The sequence below is a fragment of the Pseudomonas sp. NyZ201 genome (genome assembly GCF_049860765.1).
GTDB lineage: Bacteria > Pseudomonadota > Gammaproteobacteria > Pseudomonadales > Pseudomonadaceae > Aquipseudomonas > Aquipseudomonas bharatica.
On the sequence record NZ_CP187557.1, the window covers coordinates 1340037 to 1358580 of the forward strand.

Below are 18544 nucleotides of genomic sequence, written 5' to 3' on the forward strand. Positions count from 1 at the left end.
TATAGCGGATGTGGAATTGTATCCAGTCACATGCCCCGGATCAGACGCTCCCGCAGCAGGTTTTCATCTTGCCCATCCACCTCCGGCCACAGTTGCACCGCCCCCGCCACCAGCGCCGCCAGCGGCACGCCATCCCGATACAGCAAGCGGTTGCCCGCCAGCGCCGGGACCTTGCTGCCGGGCAGCAGGCTGCCGCTGAGGTTCAGCGGGTCGCTGCCGCTGACCACCACCAGGCTGCCATCCAGCGGCCGCCGCCGAACCCCGCGCAGCACGGCAATGGCCTCCGGCAAGGCGAACTGCTCCCCGGCCAGCCCGCTGACGAAGCGCCCGCCGCGGATCTCGCCACGGGCTTCGAGGCGGTGGAACGTGCGCAGCAGTTCGCGCCAGCTCGGCAGCCAGTCGGCCTCGCGCTCCAGCAGGCGCCAGAACACCACGCCGTAGCGGCGCAGCAGGACGCGGGCGATATGTTCATGGGTGTCCTCGCGCTCGGCGCTGCCCCGACGCAACAGGGCCCAGCGTCCGGCATCATCCATGCCGCCGAACAGCGGCCCGCGTCCGCGCCGGCTGCCGTGGGCCTGGCGCTTGCTGGCCGGCGTGATCAGCGCGCGCAATCCGGCAAAGCTGTCGGCACTGACCAGCCCGGCGGCCACTAGCTCCTGCAAGGCGTTTTCCAGTTCGGTGGGGAGCAGGCGGGCCTCGTCGCGCAGTTCGTCGAAGAACAGCGCGCCATGCTGGCTCAGCGCGGCATGCACCTTCTGCGCGCGAGGCGACAGGGCGTCGAGGTCGAACGCTGGCCCGAGCCCCTGCCAAAGCCCCAGGCGACTGCGCGGCAGCAATACCAGCGGCGTGCTGCGCAAGGTGCTGGCTGCCACCTTGGCCGAAGGCCCGAGCCGGGCCCAGGCGAACTTGCCGGCGCGGCAGGCTTCGTCCAGCCAGCGCGGGTTGTAGTCGCTCAACCGTGCCGGCAGCAGGTCGCTTTCCCAGGACCCGGCTGCCGCCGCGTAGCCTTCGAACTGTTCCAGCACTTCGCCCAGCGCCGCGTTGCCTTGCAGGCGTGCGCTCGTGGACAGGTGCTGCCAGTCGAAGAGAAAACGCATGAAGTCCTGCAGGCTGACCGGCTCGATCTCGCGGCGCAGGCGCTTGATGGTGTAGCGATGGATGCGCGCCAGCAGATGGCGTTCGCACCATTGTTCATCGGGTTGGTCGGGATGGAACCGGCCGCGCAGCACATAGCCTTCGCCTTCCAGCCGGGCCAGGGCCTGGTTCACCGTGGACAGCGGCAGGTACAGCGGCGCGGCGATCTGCGGCGCTGTCAGCGGGCCGAAGGCGCCGAGGCGGGCGCGGATCAGTTCGAGGGCGGCGCTGTCCGGGTCGATGACCTCATCGAAGCCCGGCAGCAGGGGCACCGCGGGTTCGACGCCAGACCCGGGATAGACAGCCAGCAACAGGTTCAGTCGCTCCCGCGCCAGCCACAGTCCGGCAACCCGGCAGGCACGCCCCGCCCTGGCGAGCGCGTCCAGCCACTCTGCCCAGCCCGGGTTGGCCGCCACCTCTTCGGCGCTGATTGCCCCCAGGGTCATCAACGCTTCATGCATCTCGTCGTTGCCGTTCGGCGTCGGCCAGGCCTCCGTCGCCACGGCGGCAATCGCATCGCGGTCCAGCGCGCCCAGTTCATCGCCGCTTTGCGGCTCGCTCCAGCGCCGGTTGAGCACGGCCTGGGTGCGCCGTTCTTCCAGCGGTGCATCGTCGAGGAAGGCATAGGGCCGGGCATTGAGAATCGCCGCGGCCAGCGGCGAGGGCGCCGGCAGGTCGCGGCACACCAGGCGGATAGCGCCGCTTTCGATACGCCGCAGCAGGGCCAGCCAGCCTTCGGCGTCCATGGCGTCGTGCAGGCAGTCGTCGAGGGTCTGTTCCACCAGCGGGTGATCGGGCACCTCGCGTTCGCCGGCGATATTTTCCAGACAGGCGAGTTGGTCCGGGAACACCGCCGCGGTCAGGTCTTCGCTGCGCATGCGCTGGATCTGCGGGGCGATGCGCTTGCCGCCGGCAAAGCGCGGCAGGGCCAGGGCAACCCCGGCGTTCCAGCGCCAGCGCACGCCGAACAGCGGCGCATCGAGCAGCGCCTGGATCAGGATGTGCTCGGCCGTGGCACTGGGCAGGTAATGCCAGACCTCTTCGAGGGGAAAGCTATGGCCGGCCGAAAGCGACAGGATGATCGCGTCCTCGCTGGCCGCGGCCTGCAATTCGAAGTTGAAGGTGCGGCAGAAGCGCTTGCGCAGGGCCAGGCCCCAGGCGCGGTTGATGCGGCTGCCGAACGGCGAGTGGATGATCAGCTGGGTTCCGCCGGATTCGTCGAAGAAGCGTTCCATCACCAGGGTGTCCTGGGACGGCAGGGCGCCGAGCACCTGGCGGGTGCGGCCCAGGTAATCCAGCAATTGCCCGGCGCTGTCGGGGCCGAGGCCGAGCGTGGCGGCGAGCCAGTCGAGCAGCGGTTGTTCATGGCCGCCGCTGTCCTGCAGGCGCTGGTCGATTTCCGCCTGGAGGCGGGCCACGGCACGCGACAGGTCGTCGCTGCGCCCCGGCGCTTCGCCAAGCCAGAACGGGATGTTCGGTGGCAGGCCCCGGGCGTCCTCGACCCGCACCTTGCCCGGCTCGACCCGCAGGATGCGGTACGAGGCGTTGCCGAGCTGGAAGATATCGCCGGCGATGCTTTCCACGGCGAAGTCCTCGTTGACGCTGCCGATGTTCAGCGCCTGGGGTTCCAGGAGCACGGCATAGTCGGCGTTGTCGGGGATGGTGCCGCCGCTGGTCAGGGCGGTCAGCTGGCTGCCGCGGCGGCCACGCAATTCGCCGCTGACCGCATCGCGATGGAGATAGGCGCCGCGCACGCCCTGGCGACCGCTGTAGCCCTCGGCGAGCATGCGCAGCAAGGCCACGTAGTGTTTTTCATCCAACGCGGCGTAGGGCTGGGCGCGACGGAAACAGTCGAGCAGCGCCTGTTCCGGCCAGGGCTGGCAACTGACCTCGGCAATGATCTGCTGGGCCAGCACGTCCAGTGGCGCGCGGGGGATCACCACCTCGTCCAGCTCGCCACGGCGCACGCAGTCGAGCAGGGCCACGCACTCGATCAGGTCGTCGCGGCTGGTGGCAAACAGACGGCCCTTGGGCGTGCCTTCCACGTGGTGCCCGGAGCGCCCGACCCTTTGCAGGAAGGCGGCGATGGAGCCCGGCGAGGACATCTGGCAGACCAGTTCGACCTCGCCGATATCGATGCCCAGCTCCAGCGAGGCGGTCGCCACCAGCACCTGCAACTCGCCGCGCTTGAGGCGTTGCTCGGCCTCCAGGCGGGCTTCCTTGGCCAGGCTGCCATGGTGCGCGGCCACGGCTTCGCGACCGAGGCGGTCGCTCAGATGGCGGGCCAGGCGCTCGGCCAGGCGCCGGGTATTGACGAAAACCAGCGTGGTGCGATGCTCGCGGGCGAGTACGGCGAGGCGGTCGTAGACACTGTCCCAGACATCGTTGGCCATCACTGCGCCCAGCGGTTGCGGCGGCACTTCGATGGCCAGGTCGCGCTTGCGGGCATGGCCGATATCGACGATGGCGCAGGGGCGCCCGGTGCCGACCAGGAACTGCGCGACACGCTCCAGCGGACGTTGCGTGGCCGACAGGCCGATGCGCCGCAACGGCCGTTGGCACAGGGCTTCCAGGCGTTCCAAGGTCAGGCTCAGGTGGCTGCCGCGCTTGTTGCCGGCGATGGCGTGGATTTCATCGACGATGACCGTGTGCACGGTCTGCAAGCCTTTGCGCCCGGATTCGGAACCCAGCAGCACATACAAGGACTCGGGGGTGGTCACCAGGATATGCGGGGCCTGCCGGCGCATCGCCGTGCGTTCTTTCTGCGGCGTGTCGCCGGTGCGCACGGCGGTACGGATGTGCGGCAGCGGCAGGCCGTCGCGTTCCAGTTCGGCGCTGATCCCTGCCAGCGGGTTCTGCAGGTTGATCTGGATATCGTTGGACAGCGCCTTGAGCGGCGAAACGTAGACCACCAGGGTTTCGTCCGGCAACTGGCCGTGGTTGTCCAGGCCCTGTTCGAACAGCTCGTCGAGCACGGCAAGGAAGGCGGTGAGGGTCTTGCCGGAACCGGTGGGCGCCGCCACCAGTAGCGACCGGCCAGCCTGGATCAGCGGCCAGGCGCGGGCCTGGGCGGCGGTGACCGTGGCGAAGCTGCGGTGGAACCAGCTGCGCACGGCCGGGTGAAAGGCGTCCAGTACCGGATGATCGAGGGCGGGAAGATTCATTCGCTGTTTATGCGGCCTTTGTGCGGTGCTTGCAAGGTGCCACTGGTCAGCTGTGGCAGGGGCATGGGATCCTTGCGCGTCTTTCTATCGTTGTGAGCTGTTTCCATGAGCAAGACCATCCGAATCGCCGCCGCCCTGTTGATCGATCCGCGCGGGCAGACCCTGCTGGTGCGCAAGCGCGGCACCCTGGCGTTCATGCAGCCGGGGGGCAAGATCGAGGCGGACGAAGCGCCGGTGACAGCGCTGGCGCGGGAATTGTTCGAGGAACTGGGGTTGCGCATCGATGAGGCGCAGGCCCGTTACCTGGGCAACTTCAGCGCGCCGGCGGCGAACGAGCCGGGGTTCGAGGTGGTGTGCGAGCTGTTTCGGGTGGAAACCAGTGCCGAGGTAGTGCCGGCTGCGGAAATCGAAGAGGCGGTGTGGGTGGATGGTATGAGTGCCGGGGAACTGGAGCTGGCGCCGTTGACCCGGGATTTGATCCTGCCGTTGTATCGTGGTGACTGAACCAACATCGCTGGCAAGCCAGCTCCCACATGCGGACCCTGTGGGAGCTGGCTTGCCAGCGATGAGGCCCTGAAGAACAACAAAGAAACCCACTGCAAAGGAGTGCCCCCGATGATCCCCCTTAACGACTGGCTGCTGTTCACCGGCGCCGCCCTGCTGATGGTCCTGACCCCGGGGCCGAACATGATCTACCTGATCTCCCGCTCCATCTGCCAGGGCCGCATGGCCGGGGTGACGTCCTTGCTCGGTGTGGTCGCCGGCTTCCTCATCCATATGACCGCCGCAGCCATCGGCCTGACCGCGCTGTTCATGGCCGTGCCCCTGGGCTACGACCTGCTGCGCTGGGGCGGCGCAGCCTATCTGTTGTGGATGGCCTGGCAGGCCGTGAAACCCGGCGCCCGTTCGCCCTTCGAACCCCGCGAACTGGCCCCGGACTCGCCGCGCAAGCTGGTATTGATGGGTTTCCTGACCAGCCTGCTGAATCCCAAGGTGGCGATGTTCTACCTGTCGATCCTGCCGCAGTTCATCACCCCGGAACACGGCTCGGTGCTGGCGCAGAGCCTGATCCTCGGCATCACCCAGATCAGCGTGAGCTTTACCGTCAACCTGCTGATCGCGCTGTTCGCCGCCGGCATTTCCGCTTGGTTCATGCGCTATCCGCTGTGGCTGATGCTGCAGCGTTATGTGATGGGCTTCGTCCTCGCTGCCCTGGCGCTGCGCCTGGTGCAGGAGCAGCGCAAGCTGGCCTGACCCTCAGCGCACGGCACTGACGCCGTCGAGGGTGGAGAACGAGGTGTCCTTGGCGGTCAGCAGGAAATCGCGCATATACGGCGCATCGAGCATATCGGTGCGCACTGCCGCGTAGAGCGTGGCGAACAGCCCTTTCTCACCCAGGCGCTTGGCCTTCACATAGCCTCGCGAGCTGTATTCGTGCAGCGCCCAGTGTGGCATGCCGCAGACACCCCGGCCGCTGGCCACCAGTTGCATCATCATCACCGACAGTTCCGCGGTGCGCACCTGCGCCGGCTCGACGTCCGCAGGTTCGAGGAAGCGGGTGAAGATATCCAGGCGATCACGCTCCACCGGGTAGGTGATCAGGGTTTCCTTGGCCAGGTCTTCCGGTACCACGTAGGGCTTGCTGGCCAGGGGATGCTGGTTGGCCACGGCGAGCATGGCCTCGTAGGTGAACAGCGGCACGTAGGTGATGCCGGCCAGGTCCAGCGGGTCGGAGGTCACGACCAGGTCGAGGTCGCCGCGGGCCAGGGCCGGTAGCGGGGCGAAGGCGAAGCCCGAGGCCAGGTCGAGTTCGACTTCGTGCCAGGCATCGCGGAACTGGTCGATGGTCGGCATCAGCCACTGGAAACAACTGTGGCATTCGATAGCCATGTGCAGGCGCCCCGCCGTGCCGCCGGCCAGGCGGGCGATATCCCGTTCGGCGCCGCGCAGCAAGGGCAGGGTGGCGTCGGCCAGTTGCAACAGGCGCAGGCCGGCGCTGGTGAAGCGGATCGGTTTGGTCTTGCGCACGAACAACTGCATGCCCAGGCGTTCTTCCAGCTCCTTGAACTGGTGCGACAGCGCCGATTGGGTCAGATGCAGGCGCTCGGCGGCTTCGACCAGGCTGTCGGCTTCGCGCAGGGCGTGCAGGGTTTTCAGATGGCGGATTTCCAGCACCCGGCAGTCTCCATGAGAAATCTTTAAGGAAAACAGAATGCCGGTGAGTTTCTCTCATGCAGCGCCGGCTGTCGACCGGCGCTGCTCGAACGGTTATTGCGAGGCCGGCTGACGGAACAGTTCGGCGAAGTGCTTCTTCGCCATCGGCCGACCGATATCACCGCGCCAGATGCGCTCGGCGCCCTCGCCCTGGGCCAGTTGCCATTGCAGGCCGAGACGGCGCTGCTCGGCGGTCTTCAGGTGGGCCTTGGTGAAGCGTTCGAAGCCCGGGGTCTGGCTCTGGTAATGGAAATGCGCATACCACAGGCTGTAGGGCTGGCCTTGGGTCAGGTCGCGGATCTCGTACTCCAGAAGGAAATCCGGCAGCCCATCGATGCGTTTGGGCAGCTTGGTCAGGGTGCCGATCTTGCGAATATCCACGGCTTTTTGTTCCACCAGGTAATCGAGGATGCCTTCGTTGGGCGTCTTGCTCGCCAGCGATTGGCGGATGCGCAGTGCGCGCCCGGTGCTGACCAGCTCGTCGGCCTTGCGCCGCAGCACGTCGAGCAATTCGGCTTGCGGGGCCTGCTCGGCAATGCGCTCGGCGCGTATGCGCAATTCGTTGGCTTCGCTGGTCAGCAGGTGTTCCAGGTTGCGCGGCAGCATGTCGCCGCGGGCATAGCTTTCCACCTTCTCCTGGTAGGCCGGCAGCTTGTCCAGGCGTTCGCGGGCTTCGCGCAGCAGGCGCTCCAGGTCCAGCGGCGTGCCGGGCCGCGAGCTGCCCGGTTCGTCGAGCCGGCGCCAGCGTCCGGCCTCGCCCGGTACATAGACCTCGGTACTGTTGTTGACCCGATTGATGGTCATGCGTCGTTGCGGGCCGCCGGTGTCTTCCTCGATGCCGATGAAGAACTGATGGTCCTCGGTCTCGAACAGCTTGCGCGCCACCGACGGGCCGCGCCCCGGACCGGGTTGCGGTTTTGCGGCAGGCTCGGGAATCTTCTGTTTCCAGCGCTCGGCCAGGTCACTGATCGATTGCAGGTGCTCCAGCAGCGGTTCGACGAAATCATGGTCGAAGCAATGCGCGTAGCTGGTGGTCCAGGCCCGCAGGTTGTAGCTGTAGCGCTCGAAGGTATCGATACAGGCTTCCAGCATGCGCTTGCGCTGCTCGCCGCTGCTGCGTACCGCCGGCAAGTGGAAAAGGTTGTTGAGGCTGCGATCCACCTCGGTCCGCGCCTGCGCCACGGGGATCTGCAGGTAGAACCAGGACTCGTCGGTGGCGGTTTCGTAGCGGTTGATCACTTCCAGGTAGTTGCGCACCTTGAGGATGTCGCAGGTGGCCTGGTTGAAGTTGTTGCGGGCGTAGGCGATATCCTCGGCCACCTTGGCTTTCTGCGTGGCATTGGTGATGCGCTTGCTCCACAGTTCGATGGCATGGGTGTAGTTGGCCACCGCCTGGAGCTTGCCGATCAACTGCACCCGCAGGACCTTGCGCCGCTTCATGATCTCGATATGCCGGGCGACCTGGGTGGCCGGGGTGTTGCGGGTCTGTTCGACCAGCCTGTCGACCTGGTCGAGGATCTCCGTGGCGCTGCGCTTGACCCCGTTGAGTTCGTTGGACAAGCGGTTGACCTGCAGCCAGGCGACCCGGCTCATCAGGTCGCGGGCGCGGGTGCGGTTGTTGCCGGCGCTGAGCTGTGCCAGCTCCTCCAGCTCCGGATAGACCTTTTCGGCGATCTGCCGTTCGTAGGCGAAGTGGTTGGCCAGTTTCTCCGCCTCGCGATAGCGCTGGCCGTCGTCGGTCAGGCGGTTGAAACGGCGTTGGGCATCCGCCGTTTGCAGGTTCAGGCGGTGCAGCTCGCGCAACTGGTAGTCGGTGCTGCTTTGCAGGGCACGCAGGCGGCGCAGCCCGGCATCCACCCACCAGCGCGGCAGGCGATCGCGGATTACCGTCGGCCACAGCGGATCGAGGCCGTCGGCGATATGGCCGAGCACGTTGCCGCCGCCGTTCACCGGACCGACCACATTGACGCCGTAGAGCGCGCCATGGGTGTCCCACTGGCCGTTGTCGTCCAGGGCGATCGGCTGGCGGTAACCCTTGTCCTTGCCGAGCAGGCGCCAGGTGTGCCGGCTTTCGTCGAACGTCACCTGGTACAGGCGACCGTGGTTGAGGATGAAGTCGCCCTGCTCGTGCCGGTAGATGTTGCGGTAGATGCCCTCGCTGGCCGGGGCGACCTCGGCCAGGGACAGTTCGCCGGCATATTCGTAGCCACTGAAGCGCTGCACCGCCGTGCGCCCGGCGATGCGCCCGGAGGATAAACGGTCGAGCCCGTTCAGGCGGCGCTGGCGGGTGACCTGGCGCAGGGCGGCCGGGTCGACGCTGATACCCGGCAGCAGATCCATCATTCCGTCGAGCAGGCACATCAATACCCACTCCAGTTGCTGCAGGGCCTCGCCATTGTCGCCACGCTGGAAGGCCGCGGCCGCCTCGTTGGCCGCCAGCCAGCCATCGAAGGCGGCCACCAGCGTGCCGACGAAGGGCACCGCGCCAAGGGCCATCTTGATGTAGTTGAAGACCATGCCGCTTTCCAGGGCATGGCGCTCCATGAACAGGTCATGGCGCGAGCGTGACGAGGAACGGTGGGCGACGATCAGCCGGCCCTTGTGCGCATCGCACAGGTGGGCGGCCAGGGAGGTGGTCGCCGGCCATGCCAGGCCGATGGCGATGATGCCGTCGAACTGGCGAATGCAGGCCGCCTCGATCCGGGCGAGATGGGCAGCGACATCGCCGGCCAGCGCACGGCCGGCCAGGTACCGGGCCATGGGAGCATCGAAACACAGGCGGAACACTGCCCGGCGTGCGCTCTCCAGGCTGTCGAACTGGCGCAGGAACTGGCCGTCCGGGCTGTCCGGAAGATACAGCAGGGTAGTGTCGGCGCCGTGGATCAGGGTGATGCCGGACAGGCCGGCCGCATGGCCTTCGGTATCCTCACCACCGCTGGCCAGGAGCACCGGCAGCAGGCTCACCTGTGGGCTGCCCATGTCGATGGCGGCGTCGAGCAACGCCTTGCCCTGCTGGTCGATGCGTTGCTGGCGCAGGGCCGCCTCGCCCTGGATGCGCAACATCAGGCGCAGCGGGTCGAGCAGGCATTGCTGGCGATACTCGGCGGCGAACGGCGACTCGCTGGTGCTGCCCATGAAGGCCGCGAGGATCTTCTGTTCATAGCGCCCGGCCACATCGAGGTCGCTGACCAGGGTTTCCAGCCAGTCCTGGGTGATGCCGGCCAGAACCCGGGGATGCTCGGCGCTGGCACTGCCACTGACCAGCACGCGCATGAACAGCAGGCGCTGCTGCATGGGCAGGTCGATGTTCTGCAGGGCCAGGTCTTCCAGGTACAGCCGGCTGCGCTCGCTGCTCGGGACGGTAATCAGTTTCGACGGCGTACCCGGCGCGCCGGAGCCGGGCACCGGGTCGCGGCTGTAGGTGACGGTGTCCGGCAGATCGACCTGCACCTGGACGTCACGGCTCAGGTTGAAGGCCTCGCGCAGGCGCGCCGCAACCTGCCGCCGGGCGAACTCGCCGCGCAGGGGCAGGGCACTGGCCAGGTAATTGCGCGAGCGTTGCACGGCGGCCAGATAGTCCTCGATGAGCTGCTTGAGCTGCTGGCGCTCGCTGGCCCCCAGACGATCGAGCCAGCCCGGGGCCTGGCGCGCCAGGACCAGCGTGCGGTGCTGTTCCAGCAGATGCTGGCGTGCCATGTCGCGGGCGGCATGGGCGGGCACCCGCAGTTTGTCCACGGTGTCCTCGCGCAGGGCGTGCACGGCGGACTCCAGGGTTTCATCCGTGCTGAGGGTGTGCAGTTCGCGCAGTGCCGCTTCGTACTTCGACAGTTGCCGGGCGAGGCTGTAATCGAAGGCATTTTCGGCCAGCGGCAGAAGGCCAAGGCTGCGTTCGCCGGGGGCGGTCTTGAAGAATTCCCGCTCCAGCGCCTGGCGCGAGGCGAAGCCCTGCAGGCCGCCGCCTGCACCCGGCCAGCAGAGCAATAGTGGTTGGGCCGCCGACAACTGCCCTTGGTCATCGCTATGACCGATCAGCAAAACACCTTCCAGCTCATGCACGCCGGGCTGGTCGTGGCCTTGCAGGTACAGCGTGGCGACGATCACCGGGTCCAGGCGCTGTGCGGCCTGGGGCGCCAGCAGTACAGCGTCGAGCAGGGCGCGCTGGCCGGCATCCAGCAGGTTCATTGCCTGCTGGATATCCGCTTCGGCGCGCAGGCCGGTGATACGCGCCTGTTTCAGGGCCTGGTAGTGGCCGCTGGTGCGATCGGGCACCTGCGGCGCGAGCAGGGCCGAGGCGGCGGCGAAGCTGGCGGTTTCGGCGCCGGCCAGGGTGTCGAGGGCATCGTGCAGGCTGGCGGGCAATTGCCCGGCATTGGCATCGGCCAGGCTTTCGAAAGCGGCGAGCTGCTGCTCGACCTTGGCCACCCGGGCGCTGAAGGGCAGGTCGTGATAGAGGCTGCCGAAGCCGTCGGCGCTGCGCGGGGCCTCGTCGTCGAGCAGGGGGATCGCCGTGGCCTCGGCCAGCAAGGGCGTGCTGCTGCGCCAATGATCGAAGGCAAGGGCGGCCTCTGCCGTGTCGGCGTCGAGGCGCCGGATGCGCACGGCACCGAGCAGGCGCTTGAAAGCGCTGTCCAGCGGCGCGGCGACGCTTTCGTGGTCGATGCCGACGCAGCCGTCGAGCAGGTCCTGGCGGCCCAGCAGGTACTGTTCCAGCGCCGTGCGGTTGTCGAACGCCTGCAACGCCGGGCTATGGCCCGGGAGGTAGAGCAGGTGTCCGGCGATGACCAGTGCGCCGGGCAGGGAGCGCTGGCTGCCCGAAGCCACGCGGCCGTGGGGGATGCTGGCCTGGCGGGTATGGTGCAGGTCTGGCAGTTGTTCGCTGCTTACCCGGCCCTCGGCGAAGGCAAGGGCGCAGGCGGCCTGGTAATGCCGGCGAAAATGGCCGGCGGCGTCGGTGTGACGGGCGACGGCGGTATGGCGCGCGCGGCCGTTCCACCAGGCCTGCCACTGGCGGTCGCGTTCGTCGCGGGATTGCCCGATATCGATGGTCGGGGCGTCTCGCAGCAACTCGAACAGGTGCTGGCGGCTTTGCTGCAAGGCGCGAGTGGCAGCGAGGAACAGGTTTTCGTCGAAATGGCGGGGGGCGAGGTGGCGGGTGAGGTCGAAATCGACCACGTCCATCAGGGGTTGGTCCGGGGTGTCGAGCATGGGGGCTTGTCCTTGAGAGTGGGCCGGGAAAGGCGGATTTCAGGACAAGCCATCAGGGGCAGGGCGGTAGTTATGTGTTGTTCTTCCCGGCCCTATCGCTGGCAAGCCAGCGATAGGGCCGGGAAGAACAACACAAGGCCACTCGGCAGGGTTCACGAAATTGTCACCGAACTGTGGCAGCGCGCCGGCACGAACATCATCACACTCGCGCTCTACTGGGGATTTCGTTTTCGGTGTTTCTTCCATGCGGATTTGTTTATTTCTGCTGGCGCTGTCATGCGTCTGTTTTTCGTGGGCGGCGCCGCGCTGCGATGTGCATGCGCCTGTCCAGCAGGCACAACTGAAGCAGGTCAGCCTGGCCTACCAAAGCGTCGGTCGCGCCAGTGATCCGGCCTTGTTGCTGATCATGGGTCTGGGCGGGCAGTTGATCCATTGGCCCGACGAGGTGGTGGAGGCGCTGTGCAAGCAGGGTTTCCGGGTGATTCGCTACGACAACCGCGATGTCGGCCTGTCGCGCTGGAACCAGCCACCGGCTGATGCCAGCCTGGCCTATGAACTGTTGCGCTATCGTCTAGGTCTGTCGGTGAGCGCGCCCTATACCCTGGAAGACATGGCCGAGGACAGCCTGGAACTGATGGCCTACCTGGGCCAGGAGCGCTTCCATGTCCTGGGCGTGAGCATGGGCGGAATGATCGCCCAGCACGTGGCGGCCATGGCCTCGGACAAGGTCGAGAGCCTGACCCTGATCATGTCCAGTTCCGGCGCCCAGGGCCTGCCGGCACCAAGCCCGGCGCTGATAAGCCAGTTGGCCCGGCGCAGCGCTCCGAACCGCGAGGTGGCCATCGAGCAGCAGGCCGATCTGCTGGCGGCGCTGGGCAGCCCGCAGGTTCAGGATGATCGTCGGGTGCTGTTGCAACAGGCGGCGCAGTCCTATGACCGTGCCTTCAATCCGGACGGGGTGAAACGCCAGATCATGGCGATCCTCGCCGAGCCGAGCCGGGTCGAGCTGCTCAATCGCCTGCGGGTGCCGACGCTGGTCGTGCACGGCACCGCCGACCCGCTGCTGCCGGTGATGCATGGCGTGCACCTGGCGGCGCATATCCAGGGCAGCCAGTTGGCCCTGATCCCCGGCCTGGCCCACCGTTTCCAGGAGCCGTTCAAGGCGGCGCTGCTGGCGGCGGTGCTGCCGTACCTGCAATCACACCGTGCTGACGATATCCGTCATATCGCCCAGCGTTAGTGGCAGCGGCCCCTGTCCGTTCAGCCCAGGCCGTACTTCTTCACCTTGTCGAACAGGGTGGTCTTGGCCATGCCCAGCTCCTGGCTGGCCTGGCTGAGATTGCCCCCGGTACGTTGCAGCGCGTCGCTAAGCAGGTTGCGTTCGAAGGCTTCCACCGCCTCGGCAAAGCCGACACCCTGCGACGTGGCGGCGCCGGCCTTCTTGAAGGCCGGCAGGCCGAGGGCGAAGCGCTCGGCGACATTGCGCAGTTCGCGCACGTTGCCCGGCCAGTCGTGGCTCATCAGGCGCGACAGGGTCTGGCTGTCCAGTTGCGGGGCTTCGCGGTCGAAGCGCAGGGAGGATTGCTGGAGGAAGTGCTCGAACAGTTGCAGGATGTCTTCCCTGCGCTCGCGCAGCGGTGGCAGTTCCAGCGTGACCACGTTGAGCCGGTAATAAAGGTCGCTGCGGAACTGGCCGCTTTGGCCAAGGGACTCCAGGTCGGACTTGGTGGCCGCGATCACCCGGCAGTCCACCGGGATGCTCTGGTTCGAGCCGAGGCGTTCCAGGGTGCGCTCCTGCAGGACCCGCAGCAATTTGATCTGCAGATTGATCGGCATGCTCTCGATTTCATCGAGGAACAGCGTGCCGCCGTTGGCGTGCTCGATCTTGCCGATACGGCGCTTGCCGGCGCCGGTAAAGGCATTGGCTTCATGACCGAAGATTTCGCTTTCGAACAGGTTCTCCGGCAACCCGCCGCAGTTCAGGGCAACGAAGGGCTGGCCCTGGCGCCGACTGAAGTCGTGCAGGCAGCGCGCCACCAGCTCCTTGCCGGTACCGGTCTCGCCTTCGATCAGCACGTTGGCCGAGGTGTCGGCGACATTGGCGATCAGCTCGCGCAGGCTCTGCATCGCCGGCGAGCGGCCGATGATGCGGCCTTCGAGGGTGCTGCGCTCGGCCAGCTGGCGGCGCAGGGCGAAGACTTCCCGGGCCAGGCCGCGTTGTTCGAGGGCACGGCGCACCACGTCCACCAGGCGCTCCGGCGAGAAGGGCTTTTCCATGAAATCGTAGGCACCGTTGCGCATGGCGCCGACGGCCATGTCGATGTCGCCATGACCGGTGATCAGCACCACCGGCAGGCTGCTGTCACGGGCCTTGAGGCGGGTCAGCAGTTCCAGGCCATCGATGCCGGGCAGGCGGATATCGCTGACGACGATCCCGGCGAAGTCGTCGCCGATCCGCTCCAGGGCCTGTTCTGCGCTGCCCACGCCTTCGCTGACGATATCTTCCAGGGCCAGCGCCTGCTGGCAGCCGAGCAGCACATGCGGGTCGTCTTCGACGATCAGGACGGTAAGGGGCGATGTGTTCATAGGGACTCGGCGGGTTCCGCGGATTCTGTGGGGGCTTGGAGCAGCGGCAGGCTGAGGATGAATGCGGTGCCGCCGCCGGCGGGATGTTCGACGCCCAGGCTGCCACCGGCGGCGGCGGCCAGGCTGGCGGACAGGGTCAGGCCGAGGCCGAGGCCGTGCTCGCCGGGTTTGGTGGTGAAAAAGGGTTCGAACAGATGCTTGCGGGTTTCGTCGTCGATGCCATGGCCGTTGTCGCGCACCCGCAGGCGATATTTGCCATCCTGCACGTCGCCTTCCAGCCACAGCTCCGGCAGCGGGACCGCGGCCATGGCATCGAGGGCGTTGCCGATCAGGTTGACGAGAATCTGTTCCAGGCGGGTCTGGTCGATCTTCAATTGCTGTTCGCTGTAGTTGCTGTGCAGCTTCAGGTGGCACGCCTCGATGCGCGCGGCGAGCACCTGCAGGGTGGCCTCCACCGCCTTGGCCAGCGAGGCCTGGCCGTGATCGTCGCCGCGCCGGGCAAAGGAACGCAGGCTGGCGGTGATGCGGCCCATGCGGTCGATCAGGTCGTTCATGGTCAGCAGGTTGGCGCTGGCGACCTCCAGCGAGCCGCGCTGGAGGAAACGCACGGTGTTGCCGGACAGGGTACGCAGCGCCGCCAGCGGCTGGTTCAGTTCATGGGCGATGCTGGTGGACATCTGCCCGATGGCCGCCAGCTTGCCGGCCTGGACCAGTTCGTCCTGGGCATGGCGCAGGGTTTGCTCGGCCTGGCGCCGCTCGCGGATCTGCGCCTTGAGGCGGTCGTTGCTGGCCCGCAGGTCGGCGGTGCGCTCGGCGATCTTGCGTTCCAGCTGGTTGTTGGCTTCTTCCAGGGCTTCGCGGGCGGCGAGGCGGGTGGCGATCACCTTGCGCCGCTCGTTCCAGGCGATGGCGAGGATGGTCAGCAGGGCGAAGGCGATGGCCACCAGCACGCCCTGGATGATCGACTCGCGGCGCAGGTCCTGCAGCGGTGTAAGCAGGGTGAAGTGCCAGGGCGTATCGGCCAGGCGCCGGGTCTGGGCCAGGAAGGCGACCTCATGGGTGCCGTCGTCGAGCCGGGCATTGGCCGGGAAGGTGAGTTTCTCCAGGCCGTCGCCGAGTTTCTCGCGGTCCAGCGGTTGCAGCTCGTCGAGCGAGAACCAGTAGTACTGCAGGCTGCGGGCCAGGCGTTCCTTGACTTCCGCGGGCAGCGGGCGCACCGACTTCAGGCGCCGGGCCGGATCGCTGGAGAGAATGATGATGCCGTTCTCGTCGCTGACGAATGCTTCCAGGCGGGCGCGCTGCCAGCGTTCCTCGAGGGTTTCCAGGCGCACCTTGATCACTGCGACGCCGATGATCTTGCCGTGTTCCTCCAGGCCGTGGGCCAGGTAATAGCCGGGTTCGCCGGTGGTGCTGCCGATGCCGTAGAAGCGCCCCGGCTGGCCGCGCACGGCATCCTGGAAATAGGCGCGGAACGACAGGTCTTCACCGAGGAAACTGTCGACGTCGCGCCAGTTGCTGGTGGCCTGGACCCGGCCGGTGGTGTCGAGGACGAAGATCGCCCGGCTGCGGCTGCGGCGGTTCAGGCCCTCGAGGTATTCGTTGACGGTCTGGCGGTGCTCGCCGTCCGGTTCGGTGAGCAGCTTAGACACGCTGTCTTCCAGCTCCAGCAGGCTGGGCAGGTAGGTGTACTTGCTGATCTCGCTTTCGACCGTGCGCGCGTGCAGCTCGAGCTGGCGCTCGCCGTTGTCGCTCAAGGTGCGGATGCCGTTGTGTTCGCTGACCAGGTAACCGGCGACGCCCAGACCGATCGTCAGCAGCAGGATCAGCGGCGGAATCAGCAGATGGCGGATCAGACGGGGTTTCACGGCAAGGGCAGGCTTGGCTGGGCGAAAGAGCGTGGGGTCGCATTTCATCACAGAGGCCTTGTAACGACCAGCGCCCGCCGTCCGTGAAACCGAACGACGGGCGCTGCCCGCTTAGTGCTGCAGGATCTTGCTGAGGAAGTGCTGGGTGCGCTCGTGGCGGCCCGACGGGTCACCGAAGAACGCTTCTTTCTGGCAATCCTCGATGATGCTGCCCTTGTCCATGAAGATCACCCGGTTGGCGACCTTGCGGGCGAAGCCCATTTCATGGGTTACGCACATCATGGTCATGCCCTCGTTGGCCAGTTCGACCATCACGTCGAGCACCTCGTTGACCATTTCCGGGTCCAGGGCCGAGGTCGGCTCGTCGAAGAGCATGACGATCGGGTCCATGGACAGCGCCCGGGCGATGGCCACGCGCTGCTGCTGGCCGCCGGAGAGCTGGCCGGGATGTTTCTTGGCATGGGCGCCGAGGCCGACGCGGTCGAGCAGGGCCAGGCCCTTCTTGGTCGCTTCCGCCTCGCTGCGGCCCAGTACCTTGCGCTGGGCGATGGTCAGGTTCTCGGTGATGCTCAGGTGCGGGAACAGCTCGAAGTGCTGGAACACCATGCCGACGCGGGAGCGCAGCTTGGGCAGGTTGGTCTTCGGATCGGCGATCGAGGTGCCATCGACGACGATGTCGCCCTTCTGGAAGGGTTCCAGGGCGTTGACGCACTTGATCAGGGTCGACTTGCCGGAGCCGGACGGCCCGCAGACCACCACCACTTCGCCTTTCTTGACCTCGGTGTTGCAGTTGGTCAGCACCTGGAAGTCGCCGTACCACTTGTTGACGTTCTTGATGGAAATCATACGGTTATCCTTTTCTGCAGACGCTTGACCAGGAAGGAAGCGGAGAAGCTGATGACGAAGTAGACGGCGCCGGCGAACAACAGGAACTCATGGGAGCGTCCGATGATATCGCCGTTGGCGCGGGCCGAGTTGAGGAAGTCCACCAGGCCGACGGTGTATACCAGCGAGGTGTCCTGGAACAGGATGATGCTTTGCTGCAGCAGCAGCGGGGTCATCTTGCGGAAGGCCTGGGGCAGGATGATCAGGCGCATGGTCTGGCCGTAGGTCATGCCCAGGGCCTGTGCCGCACCCATCTGGCCCTTGGAGATCGACTGCACGCCGGCGCGGACGATCTCGCAGAAGTAGGCCGCCTCGAACATCATGAACGCCACGACGCAGGAGGTGAACGCACCGATCGGCGTGTCCTCGCCGGTGATCCAGCGCAGCACGAACGGTACCGCCAGGTAGAACCAGGTGATCACCAGCAGCAGCGGGATGGAGCGGAAGTAGTTGACGTAGGCTCCCGCCAGGTTGGCCAGCAGCTTGCTCGACGACAGGCGCATGAGGGCGAGGATGGTGCCCAGGGCGATGCCGCCGACCACGCCCATGACCATGAGTTTCAGGGTCATCAGCATGCCGTCCCAAAGGGCGGGCAGGGCCGGGATGATTTCGCTGAAGTCCAGTTCCATCATTTACCTCCCACGGAAATCAGGCCGGGGACCGCGACCTTCTTCTCGACCATGCGCATGAGCAGCATCAGGCCCATGTTCAGGGTGAAGTAGATCAGCGTCGCCAGGGTGAAGGCTTCGAACAGGTTGGCGGAGAACTCGGCGGTCTGCTTGGTCTGCGCGAGCAGTTCCATCAGGCCGATCAGCGAGGCCACGGACGAGTTCTTGAAGACGTTGAGGAATTCCGAGGTCAGCGGCGGAATGATGATCCGGAATGCCTGGGGCAGCAGCACGTTGCGGTAGATCTGCGACAGGCTGAAGCCCATGGCCCGGGCGGCGGCTTCCTGGCCGCGGGGCAGGGCCTGGATACCGGTGCGCACCTGTTCGCAGACCCGCGCGGCGGTGAACAGGCCGAGGCAGATCACCACGCTGATCAGGGCCGAGGTGGTCGGGTTGAGGTCTTGCTTGAACCACTCCTGCAGGCCTTCGGGCAGCAGGTCGGGCACCAGGAAGTACCAGATGAACAGCTGCACCAGCAGCGGTACGTTGCGGAAGAGTTCCACGTAGCAGGTGGCGATGCCCGATACGAAGCGGTTCGGCACGGTGCGCATCACGCCGAGCACCGAGCCCAGCAGCAAGGCAATGATCCAGGCGGCGATGGCGATAGCGATGGTCCAGCCCAGGCCGGTGATGTACCAGTCCAGATAGGTTTCGTCGCCCACGCCGGTGGACTTGAAGAATACGCCCCAGTCCCAGTTGTAATTCATCGGGGTCTCCCCTCGGATAGTCGTTTCACGGGCACCTTCCAGCTTCCGGGGGCGCGGACACCCCCGGAGGAAAGGTTAGACACTAAGTGTTGGCCGTGCGGCTGATTCGTACGCTC

Annotated in this window: 11 protein-coding genes; 3 read left to right on the top strand and 8 right to left on the bottom strand. The window is 66.5% G+C overall.

Annotated features, from left to right (window positions below):
• Window positions 1–26 precede the first annotated feature (26 nt).
• Complete coding sequence (locus ACPFMA_RS06200) at window positions 27–4298, bottom strand: DEAD/DEAH box helicase (RefSeq protein WP_425929854.1); 4272 nt, start codon at window positions 4296–4298, stop codon at window positions 27–29.
• Between the two features lie 105 nt (window positions 4299–4403).
• Between ACPFMA_RS06200 and ACPFMA_RS06205 the strand changes: the two genes are divergently transcribed.
• Window positions 4404–4802, top strand: a complete 399-nt coding sequence (locus tag ACPFMA_RS06205; protein ID WP_064303645.1) for an NUDIX hydrolase — start codon at window positions 4404–4406, stop codon at window positions 4800–4802.
• A 111-nt stretch (window positions 4803–4913) separates the two neighbouring features.
• Window positions 4914–5552 carry a LysE family translocator gene (locus ACPFMA_RS06210; protein WP_279899610.1) on the top strand — a complete coding sequence of 213 codons (639 nt, stop codon included), beginning with the start codon at window positions 4914–4916 and terminating at the stop codon, window positions 5550–5552.
• 3 nt (window positions 5553–5555) lie between these two features.
• Here ACPFMA_RS06210 and metR read toward each other — a convergent pair whose 3' ends face one another.
• Both metR and ACPFMA_RS06220 read right to left on the bottom strand, forming a co-directional pair.
• Window positions 5556–6473, bottom strand: coding sequence for a transcriptional regulator MetR (gene metR / locus ACPFMA_RS06215; RefSeq protein ID WP_009399801.1), 918 nt, complete (start codon window positions 6471–6473; stop codon window positions 5556–5558).
• 93 nt (window positions 6474–6566) lie between these two features.
• Window positions 6567–11717 carry a dermonecrotic toxin domain-containing protein gene (locus ACPFMA_RS06220; protein WP_425929855.1) on the bottom strand — a complete coding sequence of 1717 codons (5151 nt, stop codon included), beginning with the start codon at window positions 11715–11717 and terminating at the stop codon, window positions 6567–6569.
• A gap of 244 nt (window positions 11718–11961) precedes the next feature.
• Between ACPFMA_RS06220 and ACPFMA_RS06225 the strand changes: the two genes are divergently transcribed.
• Window positions 11962–12957: an alpha/beta fold hydrolase gene (locus tag ACPFMA_RS06225; RefSeq protein WP_425929856.1), complete on the top strand. Its 996-nt coding sequence runs from the start codon at window positions 11962–11964 to the stop codon at window positions 12955–12957.
• A 20-nt stretch (window positions 12958–12977) separates the two neighbouring features.
• Here the strand turns inward: ACPFMA_RS06225 and ACPFMA_RS06230 are convergent, their stop codons facing one another.
• From ACPFMA_RS06230 to ACPFMA_RS06250, 5 genes are all read right to left on the bottom strand, one after another.
• Window positions 12978–14303, bottom strand: coding sequence for a sigma-54-dependent transcriptional regulator (locus ACPFMA_RS06230; protein ID WP_009399787.1), 1326 nt, complete (start codon window positions 14301–14303; stop codon window positions 12978–12980).
• Window positions 14300–16216, bottom strand: a complete 1917-nt coding sequence (locus ACPFMA_RS06235) for a sensor histidine kinase (RefSeq protein ID WP_425929857.1) — start codon at window positions 16214–16216, stop codon at window positions 14300–14302. Before ACPFMA_RS06235 ends, ACPFMA_RS06230 begins: the two co-directional genes overlap by 4 nt.
• A 63-nt stretch (window positions 16217–16279) precedes the next feature.
• On the bottom strand, window positions 16280–17014 hold the full coding sequence (locus ACPFMA_RS06240; RefSeq protein ID WP_009399781.1) for an amino acid ABC transporter ATP-binding protein: 735 nt from the start codon (window positions 17012–17014) through the stop codon (window positions 16280–16282).
• Window positions 17011–17682: an ABC transporter permease subunit gene (locus ACPFMA_RS06245; protein WP_009399779.1), complete on the bottom strand. Its 672-nt coding sequence runs from the start codon at window positions 17680–17682 to the stop codon at window positions 17011–17013. The genes ACPFMA_RS06240 and ACPFMA_RS06245 overlap by 4 nt, the downstream gene beginning before the upstream one ends.
• Window positions 17682–18428 carry an amino acid ABC transporter permease gene (locus ACPFMA_RS06250; RefSeq protein ID WP_009399778.1) on the bottom strand — a complete coding sequence of 249 codons (747 nt, stop codon included), beginning with the start codon at window positions 18426–18428 and terminating at the stop codon, window positions 17682–17684. Before ACPFMA_RS06250 ends, ACPFMA_RS06245 begins: the two co-directional genes overlap by 1 nt.
• Between the last annotated feature and the right edge of the window lie 116 nt (window positions 18429–18544).

Coding starts and splice junctions, on each gene's coding strand:
- ACPFMA_RS06200 (WP_425929854.1), bottom strand. CDS start 4,298: ATGAATCTTCCCGCCCTCGATCATCCGGTACTGGACGCCTTTCACCCG.
- ACPFMA_RS06205 (WP_064303645.1), top strand. CDS start 4,404: ATGAGCAAGACCATCCGAATCGCCGCCGCCCTGTTGATCGATCCGCGC.
- ACPFMA_RS06210 (WP_279899610.1), top strand. CDS start 4,914: ATGATCCCCCTTAACGACTGGCTGCTGTTCACCGGCGCCGCCCTGCTG.
- ACPFMA_RS06220 (WP_425929855.1), bottom strand. CDS start 11,717: ATGCTCGACACCCCGGACCAACCCCTGATGGACGTGGTCGATTTCGAC.
- ACPFMA_RS06225 (WP_425929856.1), top strand. CDS start 11,962: ATGCGGATTTGTTTATTTCTGCTGGCGCTGTCATGCGTCTGTTTTTCG.
- ACPFMA_RS06230 (WP_009399787.1), bottom strand. CDS start 14,303: ATGAACACATCGCCCCTTACCGTCCTGATCGTCGAAGACGACCCGCAT.
- ACPFMA_RS06235 (WP_425929857.1), bottom strand. CDS start 16,216: ATGAAATGCGACCCCACGCTCTTTCGCCCAGCCAAGCCTGCCCTTGCC.
- ACPFMA_RS06240 (WP_009399781.1), bottom strand. CDS start 17,014: ATGATTTCCATCAAGAACGTCAACAAGTGGTACGGCGACTTCCAGGTG.
- ACPFMA_RS06245 (WP_009399779.1), bottom strand. CDS start 17,682: ATGGAACTGGACTTCAGCGAAATCATCCCGGCCCTGCCCGCCCTTTGG.
- ACPFMA_RS06250 (WP_009399778.1), bottom strand. CDS start 18,428: ATGAATTACAACTGGGACTGGGGCGTATTCTTCAAGTCCACCGGCGTG.